The organism is Desulfosporosinus paludis, from assembly GCF_045689965.1.
GTDB lineage: Bacteria > Bacillota > Desulfitobacteriia > Desulfitobacteriales > Desulfitobacteriaceae > Desulfosporosinus > Desulfosporosinus paludis.
Genome location: NZ_CP144211.1, coordinates 5077300 through 5098793, shown reverse-complemented (window position 1 = coordinate 5098793; position 21494 = coordinate 5077300). Strand labels below are relative to the sequence as shown.

General features: G+C 42.7%; 18 protein-coding genes, 2 pseudogenes and 1 riboswitch. Of the genes and pseudogenes, 2 read left to right on the top strand and 18 right to left on the bottom strand.

Annotated elements, in window-relative coordinates:
* The first annotated feature begins 100 nt into the window (after window positions 1-100).
* Window positions 101-310: a hypothetical protein gene (locus tag VZF35_RS25245; RefSeq protein WP_407309250.1), complete on the top strand. Its 210-nt coding sequence runs from the start codon at window positions 101-103 to the stop codon at window positions 308-310.
* A gap of 66 nt (window positions 311-376) precedes the next feature.
* On the opposite strand, the gene VZF35_RS25240 is transcribed toward VZF35_RS25245, so the two are convergent.
* From VZF35_RS25240 to VZF35_RS25200, 9 genes and pseudogenes are all read right to left on the bottom strand, one after another.
* The gene (locus VZF35_RS25240) at window positions 377-622 is read right to left on the bottom strand and encodes a hypothetical protein (RefSeq protein ID WP_407309248.1); all 246 of its coding nucleotides are present in this window, start codon (window positions 620-622) and stop codon (window positions 377-379) included.
* 35 nt (window positions 623-657) lie between these two features.
* Window positions 658-978 carry a heavy metal-binding domain-containing protein gene (locus VZF35_RS25235; protein ID WP_407309246.1) on the bottom strand — a complete coding sequence of 107 codons (321 nt, stop codon included), beginning with the start codon at window positions 976-978 and terminating at the stop codon, window positions 658-660.
* Between the two features lie 47 nt (window positions 979-1025).
* Window positions 1026-1739 (bottom strand): purine-nucleoside phosphorylase, encoded by a 714-nt coding sequence (gene deoD / locus VZF35_RS25230; protein WP_407309244.1) that lies wholly within the window; start codon window positions 1737-1739, stop codon window positions 1026-1028.
* Window positions 1740-2885: 1146 nt separating this feature from the next.
* Window positions 2886-3623, bottom strand: coding sequence for an SDR family NAD(P)-dependent oxidoreductase (locus VZF35_RS25225; protein ID WP_407309243.1), 738 nt, complete (start codon window positions 3621-3623; stop codon window positions 2886-2888).
* A 167-nt stretch (window positions 3624-3790) separates the two neighbouring features.
* Window positions 3791-4423 carry a thiamine phosphate synthase gene (thiE, locus tag VZF35_RS25220; protein WP_407309241.1) on the bottom strand — a complete coding sequence of 211 codons (633 nt, stop codon included), beginning with the start codon at window positions 4421-4423 and terminating at the stop codon, window positions 3791-3793.
* The gene (gene thiM / locus VZF35_RS25215) at window positions 4416-5228 is read right to left on the bottom strand and encodes a hydroxyethylthiazole kinase (RefSeq protein ID WP_407309239.1); all 813 of its coding nucleotides are present in this window, start codon (window positions 5226-5228) and stop codon (window positions 4416-4418) included. The genes thiE and thiM overlap by 8 nt, the downstream gene beginning before the upstream one ends.
* Window positions 5204-6424 (bottom strand): putative hydroxymethylpyrimidine transporter CytX, encoded by a 1221-nt coding sequence (cytX, locus tag VZF35_RS25210; RefSeq protein WP_407309237.1) that lies wholly within the window; start codon window positions 6422-6424, stop codon window positions 5204-5206. The genes thiM and cytX overlap by 25 nt, the downstream gene beginning before the upstream one ends.
* Window positions 6421-7224 (bottom strand): bifunctional hydroxymethylpyrimidine kinase/phosphomethylpyrimidine kinase, encoded by an 804-nt coding sequence (thiD, locus tag VZF35_RS25205; protein WP_407309235.1) that lies wholly within the window; start codon window positions 7222-7224, stop codon window positions 6421-6423. Before thiD ends, cytX begins: the two co-directional genes overlap by 4 nt.
* Before the next feature lie 93 nt (window positions 7225-7317).
* A riboswitch (TPP riboswitch) is annotated at window positions 7318-7430 on the bottom strand.
* A 39-nt stretch (window positions 7431-7469) separates the two neighbouring features.
* Window positions 7470-7751 (bottom strand): annotated as a pseudogene (locus VZF35_RS25200) (HD-GYP domain-containing protein); the annotation flags it as partial.
* Between the two features lie 129 nt (window positions 7752-7880).
* Between VZF35_RS25200 and VZF35_RS25195 the strand changes: the two are divergent.
* The gene (locus tag VZF35_RS25195; RefSeq protein WP_407309233.1) at window positions 7881-9206 is read left to right on the top strand and encodes a DNA recombination protein RmuC; all 1326 of its coding nucleotides are present in this window, start codon (window positions 7881-7883) and stop codon (window positions 9204-9206) included.
* On the opposite strand, the gene cydC is transcribed toward VZF35_RS25195, so the two are convergent.
* The 9 genes and pseudogenes from cydC to gyrA all read right to left on the bottom strand — a co-directional run bounded on the left by cydC (window position 9207) and on the right by gyrA (window position 21486).
* Window positions 9207-10937, bottom strand: a complete 1731-nt coding sequence (gene cydC / locus VZF35_RS25190; protein WP_407309231.1) for a thiol reductant ABC exporter subunit CydC — start codon at window positions 10935-10937, stop codon at window positions 9207-9209.
* Entirely contained in the window at window positions 10934-12685 is a 1752-nt protein-coding gene (gene cydD / locus VZF35_RS25185; protein ID WP_407309229.1) for a thiol reductant ABC exporter subunit CydD, read from the bottom strand. Before cydD ends, cydC begins: the two co-directional genes overlap by 4 nt.
* A 220-nt stretch (window positions 12686-12905) precedes the next feature.
* Window positions 12906-13910: a cytochrome d ubiquinol oxidase subunit II gene (gene cydB, locus VZF35_RS25180; protein ID WP_407309227.1), complete on the bottom strand. Its 1005-nt coding sequence runs from the start codon at window positions 13908-13910 to the stop codon at window positions 12906-12908.
* Complete coding sequence (locus VZF35_RS25175) at window positions 13901-15289, bottom strand: cytochrome ubiquinol oxidase subunit I (RefSeq protein WP_407309225.1); 1389 nt, start codon at window positions 15287-15289, stop codon at window positions 13901-13903. The genes cydB and VZF35_RS25175 overlap by 10 nt, the downstream gene beginning before the upstream one ends.
* Window positions 15290-15695: 406 nt before the next feature.
* Window positions 15696-16145, bottom strand: a complete 450-nt coding sequence (locus VZF35_RS25170) for a EutP/PduV family microcompartment system protein (protein WP_407309223.1) — start codon at window positions 16143-16145, stop codon at window positions 15696-15698.
* The gene (eutS, locus tag VZF35_RS25165; protein WP_407309221.1) at window positions 16145-16483 is read right to left on the bottom strand and encodes an ethanolamine utilization microcompartment protein EutS; all 339 of its coding nucleotides are present in this window, start codon (window positions 16481-16483) and stop codon (window positions 16145-16147) included. Before eutS ends, VZF35_RS25170 begins: the two co-directional genes overlap by 1 nt.
* A 69-nt stretch (window positions 16484-16552) precedes the next feature.
* Complete coding sequence (locus VZF35_RS25160) at window positions 16553-18097, bottom strand: LTA synthase family protein (protein WP_407309219.1); 1545 nt, start codon at window positions 18095-18097, stop codon at window positions 16553-16555.
* 603 nt (window positions 18098-18700) lie between these two features.
* Window positions 18701-18982: a hypothetical protein gene (locus tag VZF35_RS25155; protein ID WP_407309217.1), complete on the bottom strand. Its 282-nt coding sequence runs from the start codon at window positions 18980-18982 to the stop codon at window positions 18701-18703.
* A gap of 85 nt (window positions 18983-19067) precedes the next feature.
* A pseudogene (gene gyrA / locus VZF35_RS25150) lies at window positions 19068-21486 on the bottom strand (DNA gyrase subunit A).
* Between the last annotated feature and the right edge of the window lie 8 nt (window positions 21487-21494).

Below are 21494 nucleotides of genomic sequence, written 5' to 3'. Positions count from 1 at the left end.
ATTAGTTGCAATTGCAACCATATTGCTCTGTAATTTTTTGGCATCTAAAACAAACGCTCAAATAATGGCATATAATGGTAACTGAGGAGGTGCCATAAAAATGTTTCTTGGAAGAAATCGCTCATTAAATCAAGGGGGAGATCTTGGAGGTCAAGATGCGGGAGAGAACACCCAGTTCCTAAATCAAGCTAATCGACCGATGCCGGCAGGTATGCAACGTTTTTTAGCTAAAAAAGGGATCAACTCCTATGATGACCTTTCAAATCGAATGCAAGCTGCTCCCCAAATGCCCTTTAGAAAAGGACGCTAAGTTGCAAAATTTTAAGTTTAAAAAACAACCTCCTCATATCGAGGAGGCTGTTTTTATGAGATGTAATTACGGCTTTAGTCCCAAATTGTCTGATGACGGCTTAGGGGTAATGTCTATTACTTCGCCAGAAGAGAAATTCCTCGGCCGATTTTGAAAACTTTTGGAATGCTTCCTGCCCCAGTAATAACGATAAATCCCGATCAATCCGGCTATGGAAACTCCAATTAAAAGGAATCCAAAGGTGAAGCTGATTATTGTCACTAAGATCACTAAAATTGCGATAGACCATAGTATTTTATAGAATTTCGGCATAAATCCTCCTCATCGGGGCCATTGTTTATAAAATGTTATTCCACTCTAACTGCAGTACCAGAGGCGCTAACCATCAGCATACTGCCATTTTGCCCTACTACTTCATAATCCAAATCGATCCCAACCACTGCATTGGCACCGATTCTTGCGGCACGTTCTTCCAATTCCTTTAAGGCCACACTTCGGGCATCTTGTAATTTTTCTTCATATGCCCCTGAACGCCCGCCGATAATATCGGTAATACTGGCAAATAGATCACGCATGATGTTAGCTCCCATAATAGCTTCTCCCGTTATAATACCTAAATACGAAGTAATATGGTGACCTTCAATCGATGGAGTTGTCGTCAAAATCATACGTTTACCTCCTTGTGAATGAATACTAAGTATTTACTCAAGTGCTGTTATTCTGCAAATTCCAGTGCAGTTTCCAGCGCAATCTCAATCATGTTGCGGAAGGTTTTCTGGCGTTCTTCAGATGTTGTGATTTCGTGTGTCACAAGACTATCACTGACTGTCATAATTCCGAGGGCCTTGACGTTAAATTTAGCAGCTAACGTATATAATGCTGCTGCTTCCATTTCCACAGCTAAAACTCCAAACTTGGCCCATTGTTTCCAATCGTCGGGTTGATCTCCATAAAAGGTATCCGTACTTAATATGTTCCCCACTCGAACTGGAATTCCTAATTTCAGAGCATTATTATAGGCTTTCATGAGTAAAGAAAAGTTAGCAGTAGGTGCAAAGTCCATGTTATTGAATCTCAGCTTGTTCATGTTCGAATCTGTAGAAGCACTCATCGCTAAAATGACATCTTTAAGGTGGATGTCCTCCTGCATACCTCCACATGTTCCAATGCGGATTAAATTCTGAACCTTATACTCAGTGATGAGTTCGTTGACGTAGATTGATATTGAAGGCATCCCCATTCCTGTTCCTTGGACAGAAATACGTTTTCCTTGGTAAGTTCCTGTGAATCCGTACATTCCTCTTACTTCATTGTAACAAACGGGACTTTCCAAAAACGTTTCGGCAATAAATTTTGCTCGCAGTGGATCTCCGGGTAAAAGAACTGTATTAGCAATCTCCCCTACTTTGGCACCAATATGTATACTCATTAACATTCTCCTTACTTCATCAAATAGTTTGGTTAATCCTTATTTTAACCGATTCAATCCTGATCTGTCCACAATATGGAATTTTCTTCTGCGATCCTCTTGAGTCGCCATCTCTTCTAAATTGAAAGACCGTCCCACAGCAAGGACGGCCTTTCGTCTTTTTCATGTGCCTTATATCTATTTAAGTAAAACCATAGTCATAGAATACACTAAAATTGTCAATATCGTTGTGTGATTATGTCAAGAATTCCTCAAGAAAATCCAGAGAAAAAGAAAAAGCCACTTGCAAAGTGGCTTAAACTCTAATATATCCCGCAAAGTTCCCCCAGAATTAATGGATAAACGGCTCTGGATTAATCATTAATAACCTTTATTAAAGTTAAGTGTGAACCGGAAAAACAGGTTAGCAAACTAATCTCGACAAATCCTCCACTACTTCTGATGAAATGTGTTTAGGGGCAACCCTCTGAAATCTGGACCCAATTTCCTAGCAGAATCAACGAATGAACTGGTTACCGAGGAAAATTTACTCAGACTTACTCAACAGAGAAACACGGAGGAACCTTGCGGGAAAACTCTCTTTGAACAAGGAAAAACTACCTTCTAGGTAGTTTCTAATTCTTCGAATTCAGCATTCATACTACAGATTGCAATGCTGAAACCTCCGATGAATCGAAACGTTACCTAGCATGCCCCAACGAGTTTATAACTGAATTTAACTATTAATCTTTATACTTTTATTATAATCAAATTCAACCTTTTGTCAAGTGCCTTATTATTCCACTGTGAAATTCATACACACGCTTTTCTCAAGTGTCTTACCATTCCGAGCAGGTAATCCATTTTTGATTAGGAGACAGTACGAGCCTGGCGGAGCTTTCATTTTATTGTCCCAGGGAATGGCATTGGCCAGTTCGAACAAGGTGGAAAGTGTTTGGAATATTAGGCGATGTCCTAGCTGAGTAGGATGAGGATCAGAATGACCTTGCAATAAATTGTAATTCAAAGGGATGCATTTATCCTGGCTTCTGCAGGCTGAGGAGAGAGCATGTTCATGGGGAAACTGAGAAGGCTAAGTATAACTAGTAAGATCAGTGACTTACGGAACATCCGGGCTTCCCTCCTTCTTGCCTGCCTGTCCGAAGTTTAGATGAAATTTCCTCCATCGACGACAATAGTTTGCCCAGTTACGAAGCCAGCATGAGCGATAAGTGAATAAACAACTTCTGCAATATCTTCTGGAGTGGCCACTCGCCCGAGTGGAGTACCTGCAGCAAGATGGGCGATATGTTCGTCCTTTCCTTCCACCCATCGGGTTTGCACAATACCGGGGGCAACCGCATTAACCCGGACTTCAGGAGCAAGAACTCGTGCTAACGATTTATTGACACTGATCACTGCAGCTTTAGAAGCGGAATAGGCGATGGAACTGCCTAAACCCGTAAGACCGGCAATGGATGCCATATTCACAATACATCCATGGGCCTTTTTGAGTTCGGGGGCTGCAGCCCTTGAACAAAAGAACGTTCCCTTTACATTGACCCCCATAATATCATCCCAATACTCTTCTTTTAAACCATCGAGATCAACGTGGTCAACAAAGTGTGTCATACCTGCATTGTTCACAAGAATGTCCAGTTTGCCAAAATCAGTGATGACCTTGTTTACCATGGATCTAACCTCGGCATCGTTTGATACATCTGCCTGATATATTAAACAGCGAACCCCCAAGCCTTCAACCTCAGCGCGGGTCGTCAAAGCATCGACTTCCGAACGAGAATAATTAATCGCAATATCAACTCCTGACTTAGCGAGAATCAAAGCGATCGCTTTGCCAATCCCAGTCCCTCCACCAGTTATTAAAGCAACGTTTCCTTGCAGCATTTAGACTCCTCCTTGTGTGATAATATCCTTATCCAATATGTATGTTTTCAAGTATATCGCACCGTTTAAGACTCTACAAGCCTAATTCAGGTTGGCTTAACCTAAACGGATTAAGATTCAAGGCAGAAACGGAGCCCTTCCTAAGGACTCCGTTTCTATCATTAAAATTAACGATTTGATTTTAGGAGCGTTTGGAAATCATGGGCAGCTTGAAGGATATCGTCTTGAGCCAGAATGGCCGATACAATAGCGACTCCATCGATCCGGGTATCCATGATTTGCTGAACATTTTGCTGATTAATTCCACCAATCGCTACGACAGGGATTGATACTGATTTTTTAATGAGTTCCAACTCATCAAGACTGACTAGTTTAGCATCGGATTTTGTTGAGGTACTATACATCGCTCCAACTCCTAAATAGTCTGCACCCTGTTCTGCAGCCAAAAGAGCTTCTGCTAGGTTGCTGGCAGAGACTCCTATTAGTTTATTGGGAAAGAGTTCTTTTGCTTTAGTTAAGGGGAGGTCATCTTGACCAATATGCAAGCCATCAGCGTCTACGGCCAGGGCAATATCCAAACGATCATTAATAAACAAGGGGATTTTATAGCGCGAAGTGATCTCTTTCACTTGATAGGCTATTTCTAGAAATTCTCGAGTTGATATGGATTTTTCTCGGAGCTGAACAAGAGTGACTCCGCCCTGGATAGCTAGTTCCACACTGTGGGCCAAATCACGTTTGCCAAGTTGGATTCGATCCGTGACCAAATATAAACTATAGTCTGCGCTCATCTTACTCATGGCGGATCTTACTTTCCTGAGCAAGTTGTTCAGGTGTCAGATTATAGATACTATCGAACATTCGGGCCCGAAAGGTTCCAATCCCTTCACCGTGATGGAGAGAGGCCTGGGCAATCTCGCCTGCTAAACCCATACTTGCTATTCCGGCTACTGCTGCGGAGAAATAGTCTGTAGTTGCGCCACAATACGTGCCAACTAAAGAAGTGGTCATGCATCCTGTTCCTGTAACATCCGCCAGAATCCGATGCCCGTTGTCTAATAAACAAAGTTGCTTTCCGTCAGAGACAACATCAGTCTTACCTGTAATAGCAATGACGCAATTTAGGGCTGAGGCGAGCTTCTTGGCAATAACAGTACTGTCTTGTTCATCAGCCAAGGAATCCACTCCTTTAATGGCAACCTCTTGGCCTGCTAAGACGCTGATTTCGGACATATTTCCACGGATAACGTTGGGATTGAGCTCTTGTATCAGTTTCTGGGCAGTTTTAGTTCGCAATTGTGTTGCACCGACACCTACCGGGTCCAGAATTATCGGAACCCCTATATCCTTAGCTCGTTTACCTGCTATCAGCATGCTCTCAATGGTTCTTGAATTCAGAGTTCCGATATTCAAGACTAAAGCTGAAGCAAATCCCACCATTTCAGCAACTTCTTCGTGATCATCTGCCATAACTGGGGAGCCTCCCAGGGCAAGTACAATATTCGCACAATCATTGACCGTTACATAGTTTGTAATATGGTGTATCAAAGGGTTCCGTTCTTTGACAGCTTTGAGATTTGTTAAGATTTTCTCACGTATTTCCATGTCTTTGTCAACCTCCATGTTAAAGAATATAGTATGCTAATAAGCAACATAACCGGAATGGTAGATCCAAAAAAGAAATCGAACTTGATAAACTGATAGTAGAGGATTGTTCCTATGATACAAAAGATCAAGGCAGCCCAATTGATTAAAAGGTCTTTTTGTATTGTCTTGTTTTTAAATAGGAAATAGTCGGTTAAGAGAATGGCAAATAAAGGCGCAAAGACTGAACCGATCGCGTAGAGAAAATCTTGATATTGCTCAATATTTACGATAATGGCTAATCCTGTGCCAATCGCTGTCATGATCAAGGCTATTTTCTTTTCATTTAACTTAGGGAAAATATTCAATAAGGTTACCCCGGCTGAATACGCGTCCAGAAAGGTGGTTGTCACCGTAGCCAAAACGATAATACCCAACGCTACCATGCCAAGATTAGCAGCCAAGAGCATTGCCGAAGGATCTGGATCTGATGCAATGATAGCGGCCCCTAAACCAATAATGTACATCCAACTGCTGCCAAAGAAGTAGCCTAGCCAACTTCCCCCAGCTCCGCCGTGTTTTGTTTTAGCAAAACGAGTATAATCGGAGATCAAAGGCAACCAAGACAGAGGCATAACTACAGCTAACTCCAAAGCAGAACCGAAGGTCATTTCTCCGGTCACTTGTTTACTGAATAAATCGTGATTGCGGAAGATAAGCACACTCAGAACAAGAGTCAAGAGGAACAGTAAGATAACGGCAATATGATTGGCTTTTTTCCAACCGCTGTCTTTTCCCAACCATACCCAGACCAGGACAAAAGCCCCTATCACTAAGCTCCAGATCGTAATATTATCGAAGGACCATAAAAGCTTTGTGATCTGATTAACGGATCTGGCCCCAGCGATAATCATAACAGCTGTCCAACCCAATAACTGTAAAACATTTAAGATGGAGAATACGTAAGACCCGTATTGTCCAAAAGAAATTCTGGTCGAAACCAAGGCTGGAATTCGCTCATTTGTACCGATAATTCCGCCAAGTACTAAAAGAGTCGTTCCAACGATATGTCCTAATATGATGGCAAGAGCTCCCATCTTAAAGCCCAAGGGTGCCAATAATCCGCCTGCTAAGATCTCAGCGACGGATATGGCTGCGCCAAACCAGAGCGTGGTGAAGTTAAACCAGGTTACATTATTTTTTACAGGTTCACTCACTTAATAATTCCCGCCTTCTTGTAAAGTGTATAAAAGTGATGGGTAGGCCCCACACCTTTCCCAATATCTAAAGAATGTTCAATTGCTATGGTAATGTACTCTTTCGCTTGGGCAACTGCTTCGTAAAGAGGATAGCAAAGAGCGAGGTTAGAGGTTATGGCCGACGACAAGGTGCAGCCCGTTCCATGAGTATTCTTAGTCTGTATGCGTGCTGTGGTAAAATATCTGAAACTCTGGCCATCGTACAAGATATCCGTAGATGCGCCTTCAAGGTGTCCCCCCTTAAGAAGAACGTTCTTGGCTCCCATTTGATAGATTTCCTTGGCAGCATTTTCCATTTGGGCCGTGGTGTGAATTGCCATTTTCGTTATGACTTCGGCCTCTGGAATATTGGGGGTTACAACCGTAGCTAAAGGCAAAAGTTCATGAATCAAGGTTGACTCTGCCTCAGGGTTTAACAAATGGTAACCACTTTTAGATACCATGACTGGGTCAATTACAATGGTCCGCGGAGCATATAACCTCAGCTGTTCGGCGATCACCTCGATTGTTGGAATTTGAGAGACCATTCCAACCTTTACCCCATCTACTTCAATATCCTCGAAAACTGCCTTAATCTGCGCGGCAATCACGTCACTAGAAATGTCCTGAACAGCAAAGACTCCTTGGGTGTTTTGAGCGGTTACAGCTGTAATGACACTCATACCGAAGACTCCATGAGCAGAAAACGTTTTGAGATCGGCCTGGATTCCTGCTCCCCCACTGCTGTCAGAACCTGCGATCGTCAGTACCTTTTTCATAGTCCTCCTCCTTATCTTGGCAAAAATTTCCATGCAAAAAGAGCCCAAATTCCAGAATAGGATTTGAGCTCTTAAATCTTTCCTTAGAAGAAGAGAAAAGAGAAACTGCTTACCTACGCTGGCATTATCCAGATCAGGTTTATAGGGTCTTAGACTTTTTGGGGTCTAAATCTCAGCCAGCCTCTCTAGCTCCCCTGCCAATGCGATATTAGTTTTTTTAAATCTAACATGGAAAATGCTCAAAGTCAATTCCTTAAAAAATTCATACGATTCCTTCCCTCATAAGCATCATAAGCATCAGCAATAGCCAAAATGCGGCATACGATAGGGGTCGCGTCCTCTTTGGGCCCCAAAGGATAACCTTCCCCATTCCAGCATTCGCGATGCCGTAATATAAAATCAGCGATAGACAGCAAGTTCGGGGCGGATTGGGCAATGCGGTGTCCAATTTCACAATGCCGCTGCATTTCTAGAAATTCATGACTTGTAAGACGCCCCGTCTTAAACAGGATACGATCTGGTATCCCAACTTTGCCAACGAATTAAAAGTTCCGGTGTATAACTTCACATCAAGAAGGAATTTTTTTATAAACCCAGAATTGTCTCCCGAGTGTGTTAATGTATTACTGAGACTATTAATCTAGGAGGCATTCTTAATGGAAGATCTAGTACTTACCGCCCTAATTGTTCTTGTTTGTATTTCAATAGTCCTTCTGATACTCCTTGTATATCGATCGTCGAGGAATTCCTTTGTTCAATTCCGAAGTAATTTTGACTTGCTTGAGAAGAGTCTTGAGCGCAGCGAGCGGCTTGTTAATGGGGAAATTTCCAGAAATCGTGAAGAATCAACGCTTAATGCTCGGCAGGCCCGTGAAGAGCTTATCCAAACCGTCCATTCATTCAACGATTCCATACTGGCACGTATGGCTGAAATCGCAGCTCTTGAGCGCAGCCAATTGGACATCTTTTCTGCTCAGTTAGGTTCTCTCACGAAAACCAATGATCTAAAATTAGAACGCTTGCGCCAGACTGTGGAGGAACGACTTTTCCAGATTCAACAAGATAACGCCCAGAAATTGGACCAGATGCGTGCCACCGTCGATGAAAAACTTAGTGCCACGCTTGAACAACGATTAGGGGAATCTTTTAAGTTAGTCAGTGAAAGACTTGAAGCGGTGCACAAAGGGCTTGGAGAAATGCATACTCTGGCCTCTGGAGTTGGAGATTTAAAGAAAGTCCTAACAAATGTTAAAACAAGAGGGATTATGGGTGAGATTCAGCTTGGGAATTTGCTTGAGCAACTCCTTACGCCCGAACAATATGATACCAACGTTATAACGAAAGCCGGCAGCAATGACCGCGTTGAATATGCCATAAGGCTTCCGGCGCGCGATGGCCAAGACAGTATCCTTTGGCTGCCAATCGATGCTAAATTTCCCTTGGAAGACTATGAGCGATTGATGGAAGCTCAAGAACAAGCTAATGTTCCGCGCATTGAAGAGCTGGGCAAATCGTTGGAAAACCGTATAAGGTCAGAGGGTAAGAGTATTCACGATAAATATCTTGATCCCCCCAACACCACGGATTTCGGTATTTTGTTCTTACCTGTTGAAGGATTATTCGCCGAAGTTTTGCGCCGCCCGGGTTTATGTGAATTGCTTCAACGAGACTATAAAGTCATTATTACTGGTCCTACCACTCTAGCGGCCCTTTTGAACAGCCTGCAAATGGGCTTCAGGACGTTAGCCATTGAAAAACGCTCCAGCGAAGTATGGAACTTACTTGGAGCGGTAAAAACCGAATTTGGTAAATTTGTGGATATATTAGAAAAAACCCAAAAGAAACTTCAAGAAGCCAGTAACACTATCGATACGGCAACTCGAAAATCTCGGACTATTGCGCGTAAGCTGAAAGATGTTCAGACTCTCCCCTCCCATGAGGCTGACTTGCTTTTAGGGCCGGGAACTGAGAGTGAAGAGTAGTCAAATTGACCCAAAATCGTTGTAGCTCCACAGCTTCCGATAAAGGTCAGTGTGTTTGAGGAGCTCTGCATGTTTTCCATGTTCGACCATTTGCCCATATTCCAGAACTAGAATCTCATCCATCGTTTCTAATCCAAAAAGGGAATGCGTGATCACTAAGGTAGTGCGTCCCTCCATGAGTTGATAGATTTCATCCATGACTTCTCGTTCAGTCAAGGGATCAAGGCCGGCCATCGCTTCATCCAGGATTAAGATCGGAGCGTTCTTTAATAAAACCCGAGCAATCGCTAAACGCTGTCGCTGCCCCCCTGAGAGCTTAAATCCCCCTTCACCGACGTAGCTGTCATATCCTAAAGGCAGAGATAAAATGAACTCATGGAGTTTAGCTTGCCGGGCCGCTTGAATGAGTTCTTCCTCCGTTCCCTCAGGTTTTGCCATAAGAAGATTCTCACGGATCGTAGCGTTAAATATATGGGTTCGTTGAGTCACTACACCGATAAAATTCCTAACTTCTTCGGGAGAATATTCCCGCAGCGAATGCCCACCCAATAAAATGCTTCCTTGATCATATTCCCAAAAACGAAGAAGGAGATTTACCACACTCGTCTTGCCGGCCCCACTTGGACCAACGATGGCTACCTTGCCTTGGTGGGGAATCTGAAACGATAGTTGATTCAAAGCCCATGGTTCGTCTTGCTCATAGCGAAAGCTCACATCTTGGAACGAAAGACTCATGTCTTCAGGTATGAGAGAAACAGGACTGTTATTTTGAATGGCAGGTTCGGCATTGATACACTCTAACAAGCGATCTGCAGCGGCACGGTTTTGTTCAAAATAATGCGGAACAAGGGCTAGCGGAAAGAGAGCTTCAAAGCTGCTAAAGGTGCCCAGAGCCAACATCCCTAAGTCGACTCCACTGACGTTTCTTTGTTCTACAAGAAGAATTCCCAGAACGAGCACGAGCCATAGGCCAAGATTGGCAACCAGTCCAGTCAAAGCGGAAGACAGGGCGGAAAGCCAAGCGATTCTGCGTTGTACCGACCTTAGTTCCTGGCCCGTACCCTGAATTTTGTTTAAGTGTGTTTGTGCCTGACCATAGGCTACAAGTTCAGTCATCCCTAGAAGACTATCAGCGACCTGAGCAGCAAGCTCTGCTTTTAAATGGACGATTTGATGTCCGGAACCCTGACTAAGAAATTTGACTGCATAAGGAATTACAAGCCCACCCAGCAGAAAGCAGGCTGCGAGAATAAAAGCAAAACGTTCATCATAATGAGCCAAAAAGAACCCATATCCCAAGAGGACAAATAAAGCGACAATGGGTGGTGCAAAAACCCGCAAGTAGAGGTTCTGCTGAGTTTCTACGTCCGCTACAATTCGGCTTAACAGATCTCCACTGCGAAAGTTTAACAACCGTGCCGGAGCCAGCGGCTCCAACCCTTGGTAAAACTTCACCCGGATTTGGCTTAAGACCCGAAAGGTTACGTCATGAGACATGTAGCGTTCTAAGTAGCGAAAAACCGAACGGGCAAGTCCAAAAAAGCGCACTCCAACAATAGTCACCATCAGGTCAAGGACGGGTGGATGAAGTGCTGCCCGGGACAGTAGATAAGCCGATGTTGCCATGAGGCCGATATGACTCGAGATTGCGAGTGTACTTAACACTGTGGCCAGCAGAATTCGGCGCCAAAAAGGCAGCATTAGACCGATTAACCACTTCATACTCTTCAAAGCGCTTCACCCCGATATTCAGCAACCATACGGCTATAGAGTCCCCGCTTCGCCATCAATTCTTCGTGATTGCCTTGTTCTCTAATTTGCCCCTGTTCCATCACGATGATCCGGTCTGCCTGACGAACCGTCGTGAGTCGATGAGCGATGATTAAAGCAGTTTTGCCCTGTAAAAGACCTTGTAAAGCTTGCTGGATCTCATGCTCACTTTCTGAATCAAGGGATGACGTCATTTCATCTAAGATAAGCAGGGGCGCATCTTTTAAGAATGCCCTGGCAATTGCCAGTCTTTGAGCCTGTCCGCCGCTTAAGCGAGTCCCTCCCTCGCCCAGAAGGGTTTGATACCCGTCTGGCAGCTTCATAATAAATTGGTGGGCATAACTCTGTTGTGCAGCTCTTATAAGTTCTTCGTTTGTTGCGGAAGGCTTGCCGATCAGAATGTTTTCCGCAATACTTCCTGAAAAAAGGTAGGGATTTTGGGGGACATAAGCAATTTGCTGCCGCCAGTGATCTAACGAAATTGTTTCAAGGTACTTTCCGTTAACAAGAATTTTACCGTCTGAAGGCTCAATAAAGCGCAATAAAAGCTGAGCAACGGATGATTTGCCGGCACCGCTTGGTCCGACGAGGGCAATCCTTTCTCCAGACAGCAGAGATAAGTTAATTCCTTGTAAAGCAGGAGTTTCTCCCTGTTCATAGGTTAAACTTACTTGTTGAAACGTAATATGAAGATCATCGCTATCATTAAGGGAGCTATTCTTTTCAGGGATCGTTTTATCTGAATCGTGATTTTCCATCAGAGGGAGATCGAGAATCTCAAAAATCCGTATACCTGCGTTAACTCCAGACAACCCAGCGTGGAAATTCAAACCAAGGGTTCTTAAGGGGGTATAAAATTCAGGCGCTAGGAGCAAAAGAAACAGACCCACTGAAAAGGAAAGAGTTCCATAGACTAGTCTTAAACCAATAGATACGGCCACTAAGGCTGTACTCATTGTAGCCAAAAGCTCTAAAACAAGTGCAGACAAAAAAGCAATCCGTAAAACATTAAGTGTGGCGATCCGAAAAGAGTCACTGACTCGGGCTATTACCCGTGTTTGATCTTTCGCTCTTCCAAACACCTTAAGTGTTGTCATGCCCTGCAAAACATCTAAGAAATGAGCGCTCATCCAGCTTAAACTTTGCCATTGCGCTAAGGACTTTTTCTCTGCCAGCTTTCCAATCAACATCATAAAAATTGGAATAAGCGGTCCCGTCAAAAGAAGAATTAGGCCTGATTTCCAATCCAGGGGAAAGACAAATCCTAAGATAAGAAGAGGTATTCCTGCAGCTAGAATTAGTTGAGGAAGGTACTTGGTAAAGTATTCTTCGAGAGATTCAATTCCATCCACCGCAGTTGTGATTAACTCCCCTGTCCTTTCTCCATGAGCATATATAGGTCCTAGAGAAACAATATGGCTCATTAAACGTTTTCGTAAACTCGCCTTGATACTTGAAGCCGCTTCATGAATGCTTATTTCAGCGAGCCATTGGAAAACTGACCTTAATACAATGATGACCAGGATCAGCAGAAGGGGATTCCAGACGATCCTGAGGGTAGCTCCCTCTAGGAAGACCCCGGCCACGATGCGGGAGAAAAACCAGGCTTGGGCGACAGCCAACAAGGCGATCACGATTCCCGTCCCGATTGTAAGCAGCAAATATCTTCGGACCGGTCTCCCCTCTCGAATTAACCGTTTATCAAACATTTCCTCATCCCCTTAGTCGCCAGTTTCCCAGTCTGTGCTTTCTTTGTTGCTTTTTTATTATCATATCTTTGGCGCTTTTACCTCACTTCATCCAGGAGGAGAAGCAATAGTTATCAACCCTCTATCAACTCGCCCTTAAGCATACCGTTGTAATTAGGAAAATCAAGCGAAAATGAAGGAGCAAGACTCTTCTTGCCCCCTCATTCTATAGGATACGGATTTAATAGTGAAGCTCTTTTTCGGTGACGCGTTTACGAAAGACCCAATAGCTCCAGCCCTGATATAAAAGTACAATCGGAACTAAGGTTAAGGCAACGATCGTCATAATTTTCAGTGTGTAGGGACTGGACGAGGCATTATAGATGGTTAGGCTCCATTGGGGATTTAGACTGGAAATCATCACACGTGGGAAAAGCCCCCAGAACAAAGCTACAGTAAACAGAAGAATCGTTAAACTATTGGTAATAAAAGCCCAGCCACCTTTTTGAGAACGTATCATTATATTGGTTAAGATAAGTGCTGCTCCGGCTGCAAGTAAAGTGATACCGGCTCCCGGATTAGCAAACAGATCCGTCTGAAAATAGGTTAATGCCGCAAACAGGAGAACAACGGGGATTCCAATCAAGGCAACTTTCTTGGCAATTTGCGATGACCGGTCAGCAATCTCACTTGTAGCCTTTAAATTGAGATACAAGGCGCCATGAAGCGTGAAAACCAACAGCGTGGTCAAACCGCCAACGAGGGCATAAGGATTAAGCAGGGTAAAGAAGGTCCCAACGTATTGCATTTTGGCGTCAATCGGCACGCCCTTCACGATATTTGTCATGGCAACTCCCCAGAGGAGCGCGGATAAAAAACTTCCTGTGAAGATCATCCGATCCCAGCTTCTTCGCCAACGGGGACTGCTGTCGCTGCTGCGAAATTCAAAGGCAACACCACGGATAATCAAAGCGAATAAGACTAAAAACAAAGCCAGATAAAAGCCACTAAATAACGTTGCGTACCAATTGGGAAATGCGGCAAACATGGCTCCACCGGCCGTAATCATCCAGACCTCGTTTCCGTCCCAAACAGGCCCGATGGTATTGATGATCACTCTACGCTCCGCATCGTTTTTCCCTAGGAAAGGAAGCAGAATCCCTACGCCGAAATCAAATCCTTCCAGAAAGAAGAATCCTACAAACAAGACGGTGATGAGTATGAACCAGAGGATGTTTAAGTCCACAATGACGCCCCCTTTACTCCACTTATCGGCGATTGTTTCGTGTCAGCCTCTTGCGGTCCCTTCTTTATATACTTAAGTAAGAGGTAAACGTCAGCCACCGCCAAGACTCCATAAATTACGATGAAGCCAATAAAAGTGATTAGAACAGATGTTGCCGAAACTGAGGTGGATAGACCTGCCTCCGCCTTTTGTAGTCCGTAAACTATCCAAGGCTGGCGTCCAACTTCAGCCATGAACCAACCCGAGGTATTGGCGATATAAGGTATAGGAATTGTCCATAGTAAAACCTTTAAGAACCAGGTCTTTTGGTCTAAACGTTTTGTTTTGTAGAAATACAGCCCTAGGAGAGGGACCAAAACCAACCACATTCCGGCTGCCAACATAATTCGGAAACTCCAGAACAAAGGAGTTACCGGTGGGATATAGCTGCCTGGGCCATACTGTTGGATGTCAGCAGCCTGAAGCTCATTAATTCCCTTAACTTCCCCAGTAAAACTATCGTAAGAAAGGAAGCTTAGCAAGCCAGGGATTTCAAGACCGGAATTGTTCTTGTGATTTTGCTCATCGATGGAGGCGAAGAGCAATAACCCAGCCGGATTTTCTGTCTCCCAATGAGCTTCTGCGGCAGCCATTTTCATGGGCTGTGCTTGCACAAGATGCATAGCTTGTAAATGCCCTACTCCTGCAACTCCGAAGGCACTGATTAAACCAAAAATCACAGCCATATGAAACGAACGCCGGAAAACTTCCTGATGGTTCTTTTTCAATAAATGGTAAGCGCTGATTCCCATGACAAAAAAGGCTCCCGTTACAAAACCACTAAGCACGGTATGGGGAAACTGATAAAAAACATGTGGATTAGTAATCAGGGCTAAGAAATCGGTCATCTCTGCACGGCCATTGCGTAAAACATATCCTACTGGTTCTTGCATAAAGGAATTGGCAATCAAAATCCAGAGTGCTGATATATTTGTAGCAATAGCTACAAGCCAAATGCTTAGGACATGTACCTTTTTGGACAATTTATCCCAGCCGAAAACCCAGAAACCTAAGAAGGTTGATTCTATAAAGAAAGCAAGTAAAGCTTCAACGGCTAAAGGTGCTCCGAAGATATCCCCAACAAATCGTGAATACTCAGACCAGTTCATTCCAAATAAAAATTCCTGCACTAATCCGGTCACAACACCCATGGCAAAGTTAATGAGGAATAATTTCCCCCAAAACTTTGTCATTTTTTTGTACGTCTCATTACCGGTCCGTACATACCATGTCTCCATCATGGCCACTAAAACACTCAGCCCCAGTGTCAAGGGTACAAACAAGAAATGATAGGATGAAACCACTGCGAACTGTAATCTAGATAAAATGAGTTCAGTCATCACGGCACCTCCGTTTTAAAATATCCCCTAATAATTTGTATACTTATTTGTTGAGCAATTATGCTAGTATCCCTCCTTTCGTTTTACGATTAACGTTGGTTCTGTTATGCAATTGAACATTTATGTATTATTTATTTAATTAATATTATACTAATTATAAATATTAAGTCAATATAATTGTTCGTAAATATGTTGTACTATTTTTAGTTGGGGTTGTTAAACACTATTGGGTGATCTATAAAGGGTAGCACCAGCGAAGTGACAGCTTCGCTGGTGCTACCCTTTATAGGAAAACCGACGTTTAGCTTAAGCATTCATGTTAGGCCTTTAGCTATTAGCGCCTATTCGCAAAAATCTGCCCAGTTCGCGGGACTTGGTTAAATTCGTATACTCAGTGCATAATCGTTCAATGGTTTGACAATCCATTCAACCCTTCCAATCGCTGACGCAAAAGCTCAATCCCTTCTCCTGTAATAATTGATACCGGACAAAAGGGCGTTTTGATTCCTGCGTAAGTCAAATAAGAAGTTGCCTGCTCAAGACTGGACTTAGGTAGATCAATTTTGGTAATAACGCCAACAACGGGTTTATTAAAAACTTTAGCAAATTTAGGGGGATAAAAGGTTCTTTGTTTCGTAGCATCTTGTAAAGCCCAAATTTCAGTGACTTGGTGACTTGCATCAATTAAGACATGATAATAGCGGGGTATCTCCAGATATTCTCCGGGGCAATCAATAAAAGTTTGGGAAAAATTAAGCATTTGGGTTTTTTGATAGCTGACCTGTTCATTCATAAGCATTTGTTTTAACGAAGTCTTCCCTGCTCCAATGCCGCCTATGAGTAAGATCTTACCCATTAGCTTCTAGTCACTTCGGTAGCTGAGAACCCAAGAATATTGACAAGGGTATTAACAGCGGCATGAAGAGCTGCTTCAACACTGGAAACATCCCCCGTAATCACTAAGGAGCCTGTAAAGCGGTCTAAAAAACCTAATTCAATATCCCCAGCTTTACTGGCAGCATCAGCGGCAATAATAGCGGCTTCACTAGGAGTAATGGTCATAATCCCAATCGCACCCGTTGTTGAGATCCCCAGACGCTCATGAATATCTCCTTGAGGATTCGGTATAATATGTGCCATCGTGACCTGTTTTCCAGGAACGTATTCTTGAATAACACGTTGTTTTTCCGTCAAGCAAACCACCACTCCTTATTTAATACAATTACTTCATGATCATTTCGTCGAAAACCGGCAAAGTCCTGCTCATTTATATCCCAAGTCTTTAAAGTAATTTCTTTCAATCACGAGATTGGCGAGATCTATGCCCATAATTTCTCGATCCTTCTCGCTTTGCGCAGCTGCTTGCCCTATATATTGTTTATTTGCCAAGACGGCAAAATCCTTTTTAGTATTAAGAAGATTTCGTCCAAAAGCAGTATTCGTATAACTACCTTCATCAATTCCCATCAAATAAGCTATTGTAGGCAAAGTATCAATTTGCCCCCCAGTGACCGTAAAGTGCTGACCTGACATTCCTTTATGGTAAATGATCAGTGGGATTCGTTTACTGTCATCCAGCCACCATGTTTCTTGAGGTTGGACTTGCTTAACTTCGTCATTATAATATTTGTGAACTCCTGTATGATCACCATAAATAACGACGACAGAATTGTCCAATACTCCACTTTGATCAAGGGCCTTTAAAAAATAGCCAAGCTGTTCATCTGTGTAGTGAATGCTTTGAAAATATCCGCCCAGTTTCGATTGATTCATTTCTTCACTTAAGTTAAGTTTACGATATTGCGTCGGTAAATCAAAAGGGTTATGGCTCGTCAATGTGACGATAAAATTATAGAAAGGTTGCTTTTCCGTTTCTTCCTTTTCTAACATAGGTTCGATTTGTTTCAGGTAACTCCCATCGCTGATCCCTAATCCGATTTTTTCATCCTGGTTAAAATGAGTAACATCGATCGTTTGTTGAAAGCCTATGGCCTTTAAGGCAGGCATCCAATTCCAATATGCTCCTTTGTCAGGATGGATGGCTATCGTATTATACTTTTTCTCCGCCAACATTTTAGGTAACGAATTATATGTATTATTAGGAAAACGGAAAAAAGTAGCACCTGTTCGTATGGGATATACGGAAGTGTTGGTCATAAGATCAGCATCCGAGCTCGTGCCATTATTAACTTGTTCGTAGAAATTGGAAAAATATAAACTGTTAGCTAAGAGCTTATTGACGTTTGGGGTTATTACTTGGGCATTAACTTTTTGGTTAAGCACAAAGTTTTCGAGGGACTCAACTTGAATAACAATAAGGTTTTGGCCCTTGAACAATCCGGCGAATTGATTTGGTGGCAGATTTTCTTGTTTTTGCTTAAACCAATCCTTGATTTCTGCAGTTTGTTCTTGGCTGACTTTTCGTGTTTGCTTGTTTTCATAATAATTATAAAGATCATACGCATGGTAGCCTAAAGGAGAAAGATTAGACATCGTTTGATTCGGAGACCAGGAGACTCTAAATAACATTTGTTCCCCTTTTCCTTGCAGATCAAGTTGAACATGTTGATAATAAATATAGGATATAGCAAGCACCAAAGTCATTAAAAAGGCAGATGGGCTGCGTAGTGCTCGTCGAGAATATGTTCTCCAAATGATTCCGATTATTAAGAATATCGTGAGATCAGAGATCATTAATAAATCAACGGGACGCAGCATGGAAACAATACTGCTCGACAAATTATCAAGATTCGTGGTTTGACTAAGAATATAGGGAGATAAAAAGCTATTGAATCCACGATAATACATTAAATCGGCAATAAGTAATAGGGTTATCAAAAAGTTACATATCTGTAGAAACCAGAAACGCGAGCGTCCCCGAAATAAGAAACCAAGACTTATAGGGACTAGGATCATGGAAACATAGACAAGGAGCGGAGGGGGCGAGCTGAAACTAAACAATGCTTTGGTTAAATCGAATTTAGAAGCATTATCATTATTTACAAGCCCTAGAAACAAGATGAACTTCGCTAATAGTGTCAGAGTTGTGACGAAAGAAAAGAAGATGTTTTCCTTAAGCCAAATTAATCCGGCTTTCCAGCGACTCCCTTGTTTATTTGCTAAATAACCCGTTGGAGACGTTAAGCGTGATGGATTGAAAGCTAAGTTGTCGTCATTTTGTGTCAGAAGGCACCAATCCTCTACATGAATTTATGAAACTTTATTTTATTCGATAACTATCCGCTAAATCCTTTTTTTAGTTCTATATTGTGGATCACTTAATTGTCTAATGTTTTATTCTTACTCCATTTAAAGATGATGACATGTAAAATAGCAAAACGGGAGCCAAACGGAGGTGTTTAGACTCATATACTTCCTCCTGTTTGGCTCCCATTCTTCCATTCTCATGATTTATCCCATTAAGGTATGGGCTTGATCTTCGAAAACTGTTTTAAAATTCTCGTTCTCAATGATCTGTGTAATTAATTCTTTCTTTTCTTCCTCCGAATACTCGTAAAAAATAGGATTTAGATCCCAGTCACGGCTTGCGGGATAATACCTTAAATTGGCCCTTACAGTTTTTTCATTTCCGTTGTTTTGAAAGACGAGAGTTAGAGCATAGTTGTTAAAGTTGTATTCTGGATCAAACCCTGAACCGTTAACTGTAACATCGGAAATTTCCATTCGTTTCATCCCCCCGTTAACCGACGTTTTGTCCATAGTATGTTGCTGCAACAATCTACTTATTCAAGATTTCTCTCGCCGAAAGATCAAACTTCTAAAAAATCCCCACCGTATAATTGTTTTGCAAAACTGGTACCCACTGTGTTCCAGCTTTTGCTCGGGACTCAGTTTTAAGGTTTTTCATCTCAAGTTTTGTAACATTACCGTCCATTTGAAGAATGTTGAAGCACATCCTCCTCTTTGGCTTGAACGATTCCAACGATGAAGCCAATCTCATCAGGATTTACTTTAGCAATCATTATTCCCTTCCCGGCTCGACCTTGGGGTTTAAACTCTTCGAAGGACGTTCGTTTGATAAATCCTCGTTCAGTGAGAGTTACCAGGTCGCCTTGAGGAATTTCAGGTAACATTGTTAATACTAAGGCATCGACAACCCGGTCGTTCTCATTCAAGGTGATCCCCTTGAGGCCACGAGCTTTACGCCCCATAGGATTGATATCCGCCAGTGGGTAACGAATCGCTTGCCCTTTATAGGTAGCAAGGAATAATTCCTCTTGATCAGTACTTAAAATTACCTTTACTAAAGCATCTCCTTCTTTTATTCCCATGCCTTCGGTATTACGCGCGTTAACAAAATCACTGACCGGACTCCTCATAACTAATCCATCTTTGGTTACAAAAATAAAGTAACTCTGGTCCGTTCCCTCTTTTAAAGAAACAATGGAAATAACAGTTTCTTTCGCAGGTAGTTGGAGTAAATTGTTCAGCGAGCTTCCTTTCTCTTTTGGCCCTGCTTCTGGAACTGTTTTAGCTTTTATACTGTAGAAATTTCCCGACTGAGTAAAGAAATAGAGTGTTTCCCGATCCGTGGCAGAGATTCTGGCAGCTAAACTGTCGCCATCCTTGAAAGTCAGCGAAGAAGTTGTTTTGGCTTTCTTGAGTGACAGCGGAATTCGTTTAATAAATCCTTGTTTGGTAAGCAGGACCTCAAAGGGGTGTTCAGCTTCCTCAAAGGAACTTAGGTCAAACTCTTCCCTCATTTCTTCCGGTAAAATAAGGGTCCTTCGTTCATCCCCATGCTTTTCGGCAATCTCTTTTAGTTCATTTTTAATAATTTGGTAGACCTTAGATACGTCGGCAAGTATCCCTTCTAATTCCGAAATAAGTCGTAAAGTTTCTGCGTGCTCTGCACGTATCCCCTCAAGCTCATAATTTGTGAGGGTCTGGAGCTTCATATCAAGGATTGCTTGGGCCTGAACTTCCGAGAATTCAAAACGCGTGATGAGTGCTGCTTTAGCCAATGCTGGTGTTTTACTGGAGCGAATAATGGCAATCACTTCATCGAGATGATTTATGGCAATCACTAAACCTTCAAGGAGATGGATCTTATGACGAGCCTTTTCTAAATCGAACTCTGTTCGTTTGGTAACTACTATTTTGCGATGTTCGATAAATGCTGCATTAATTTCTTTTAGCCCTAGGACTTTCGGTGTTCCATCAGCTGTGATTACAAGATTGATGATTCCAAAAGTCTCTTCCATTTGAGTGAACTTATAAAGGCTGCGCAAAATAACAAGGGGATCTACATCTTTGCGGCATTCGACAACAAGTCTGATTCCTTCACGATCCGATTCATCTCGGACCTCACTGATCCCGTTGATCTTTCCGGAATCGGCAAGAGCCTCGATCTTTGCAGCTAAGGTTGATTTATTAACTTGAAAAGGGATTTCAGTAATAATGATAGAATTTTTGCCATTTCTGCTTGGTTCAATCACTGCCTTACCACGCATCGTAACCTTTCCGCGTCCAGTTGTATAGGCGTTGACAATTCCCTCGCTGCCAATAATCAACCCACCAGTGGGGAAATCTGGTCCTTGGACCTTCTCTAAGAGGTCTTCGATGTTCACTTCAGGCCGATCAATTTGCAGAATAACACCGGCAACAACTTCTCGTAAATTATGTGGTGGGATGTTCGACATCATTCCAACGGCAATTCCTGAGCCCCCATTGATTAAAAGATTGGGGAAAGGGCTCGGAAGAACGACAGGTTCTTTCAGCCGTTGATCATAGTTGGCTTTGAAAAGAACAGTATTTTTATCAAGGTCTTGAGTCATTAGTTGAGATAAGGGAGTCATTCTCATTTCTGTATAACGCATGGCTGCTGCATTATCTCCATCAATCGAACCAAAATTTCCTTGCCCATCGACTAAAGGATATCTTATGGCCCAGGGCTGAGCCATGCGAACTGCAGAATCATAGATGGACGAGTCACCATGAGGATGGTATTTCCCCATACAATCTCCAACCAGACGAGCGGACTTGCTGTAAGGCTTGTCCGCAGTCATCCCAATTTCATCCATTGAATAGAGAATTCTGCGATGCACAGGTTTAAGCCCATCTCGAACATCCGGAACTGCCCTCTGCAAAATCACATGTTTTGAATAGCCTAAATATGCCTCAGGCAGAACTTCTTCCAATGGGCGTTGACTAATTGTTTCTTCTATCGTATTCATTGGGTGTT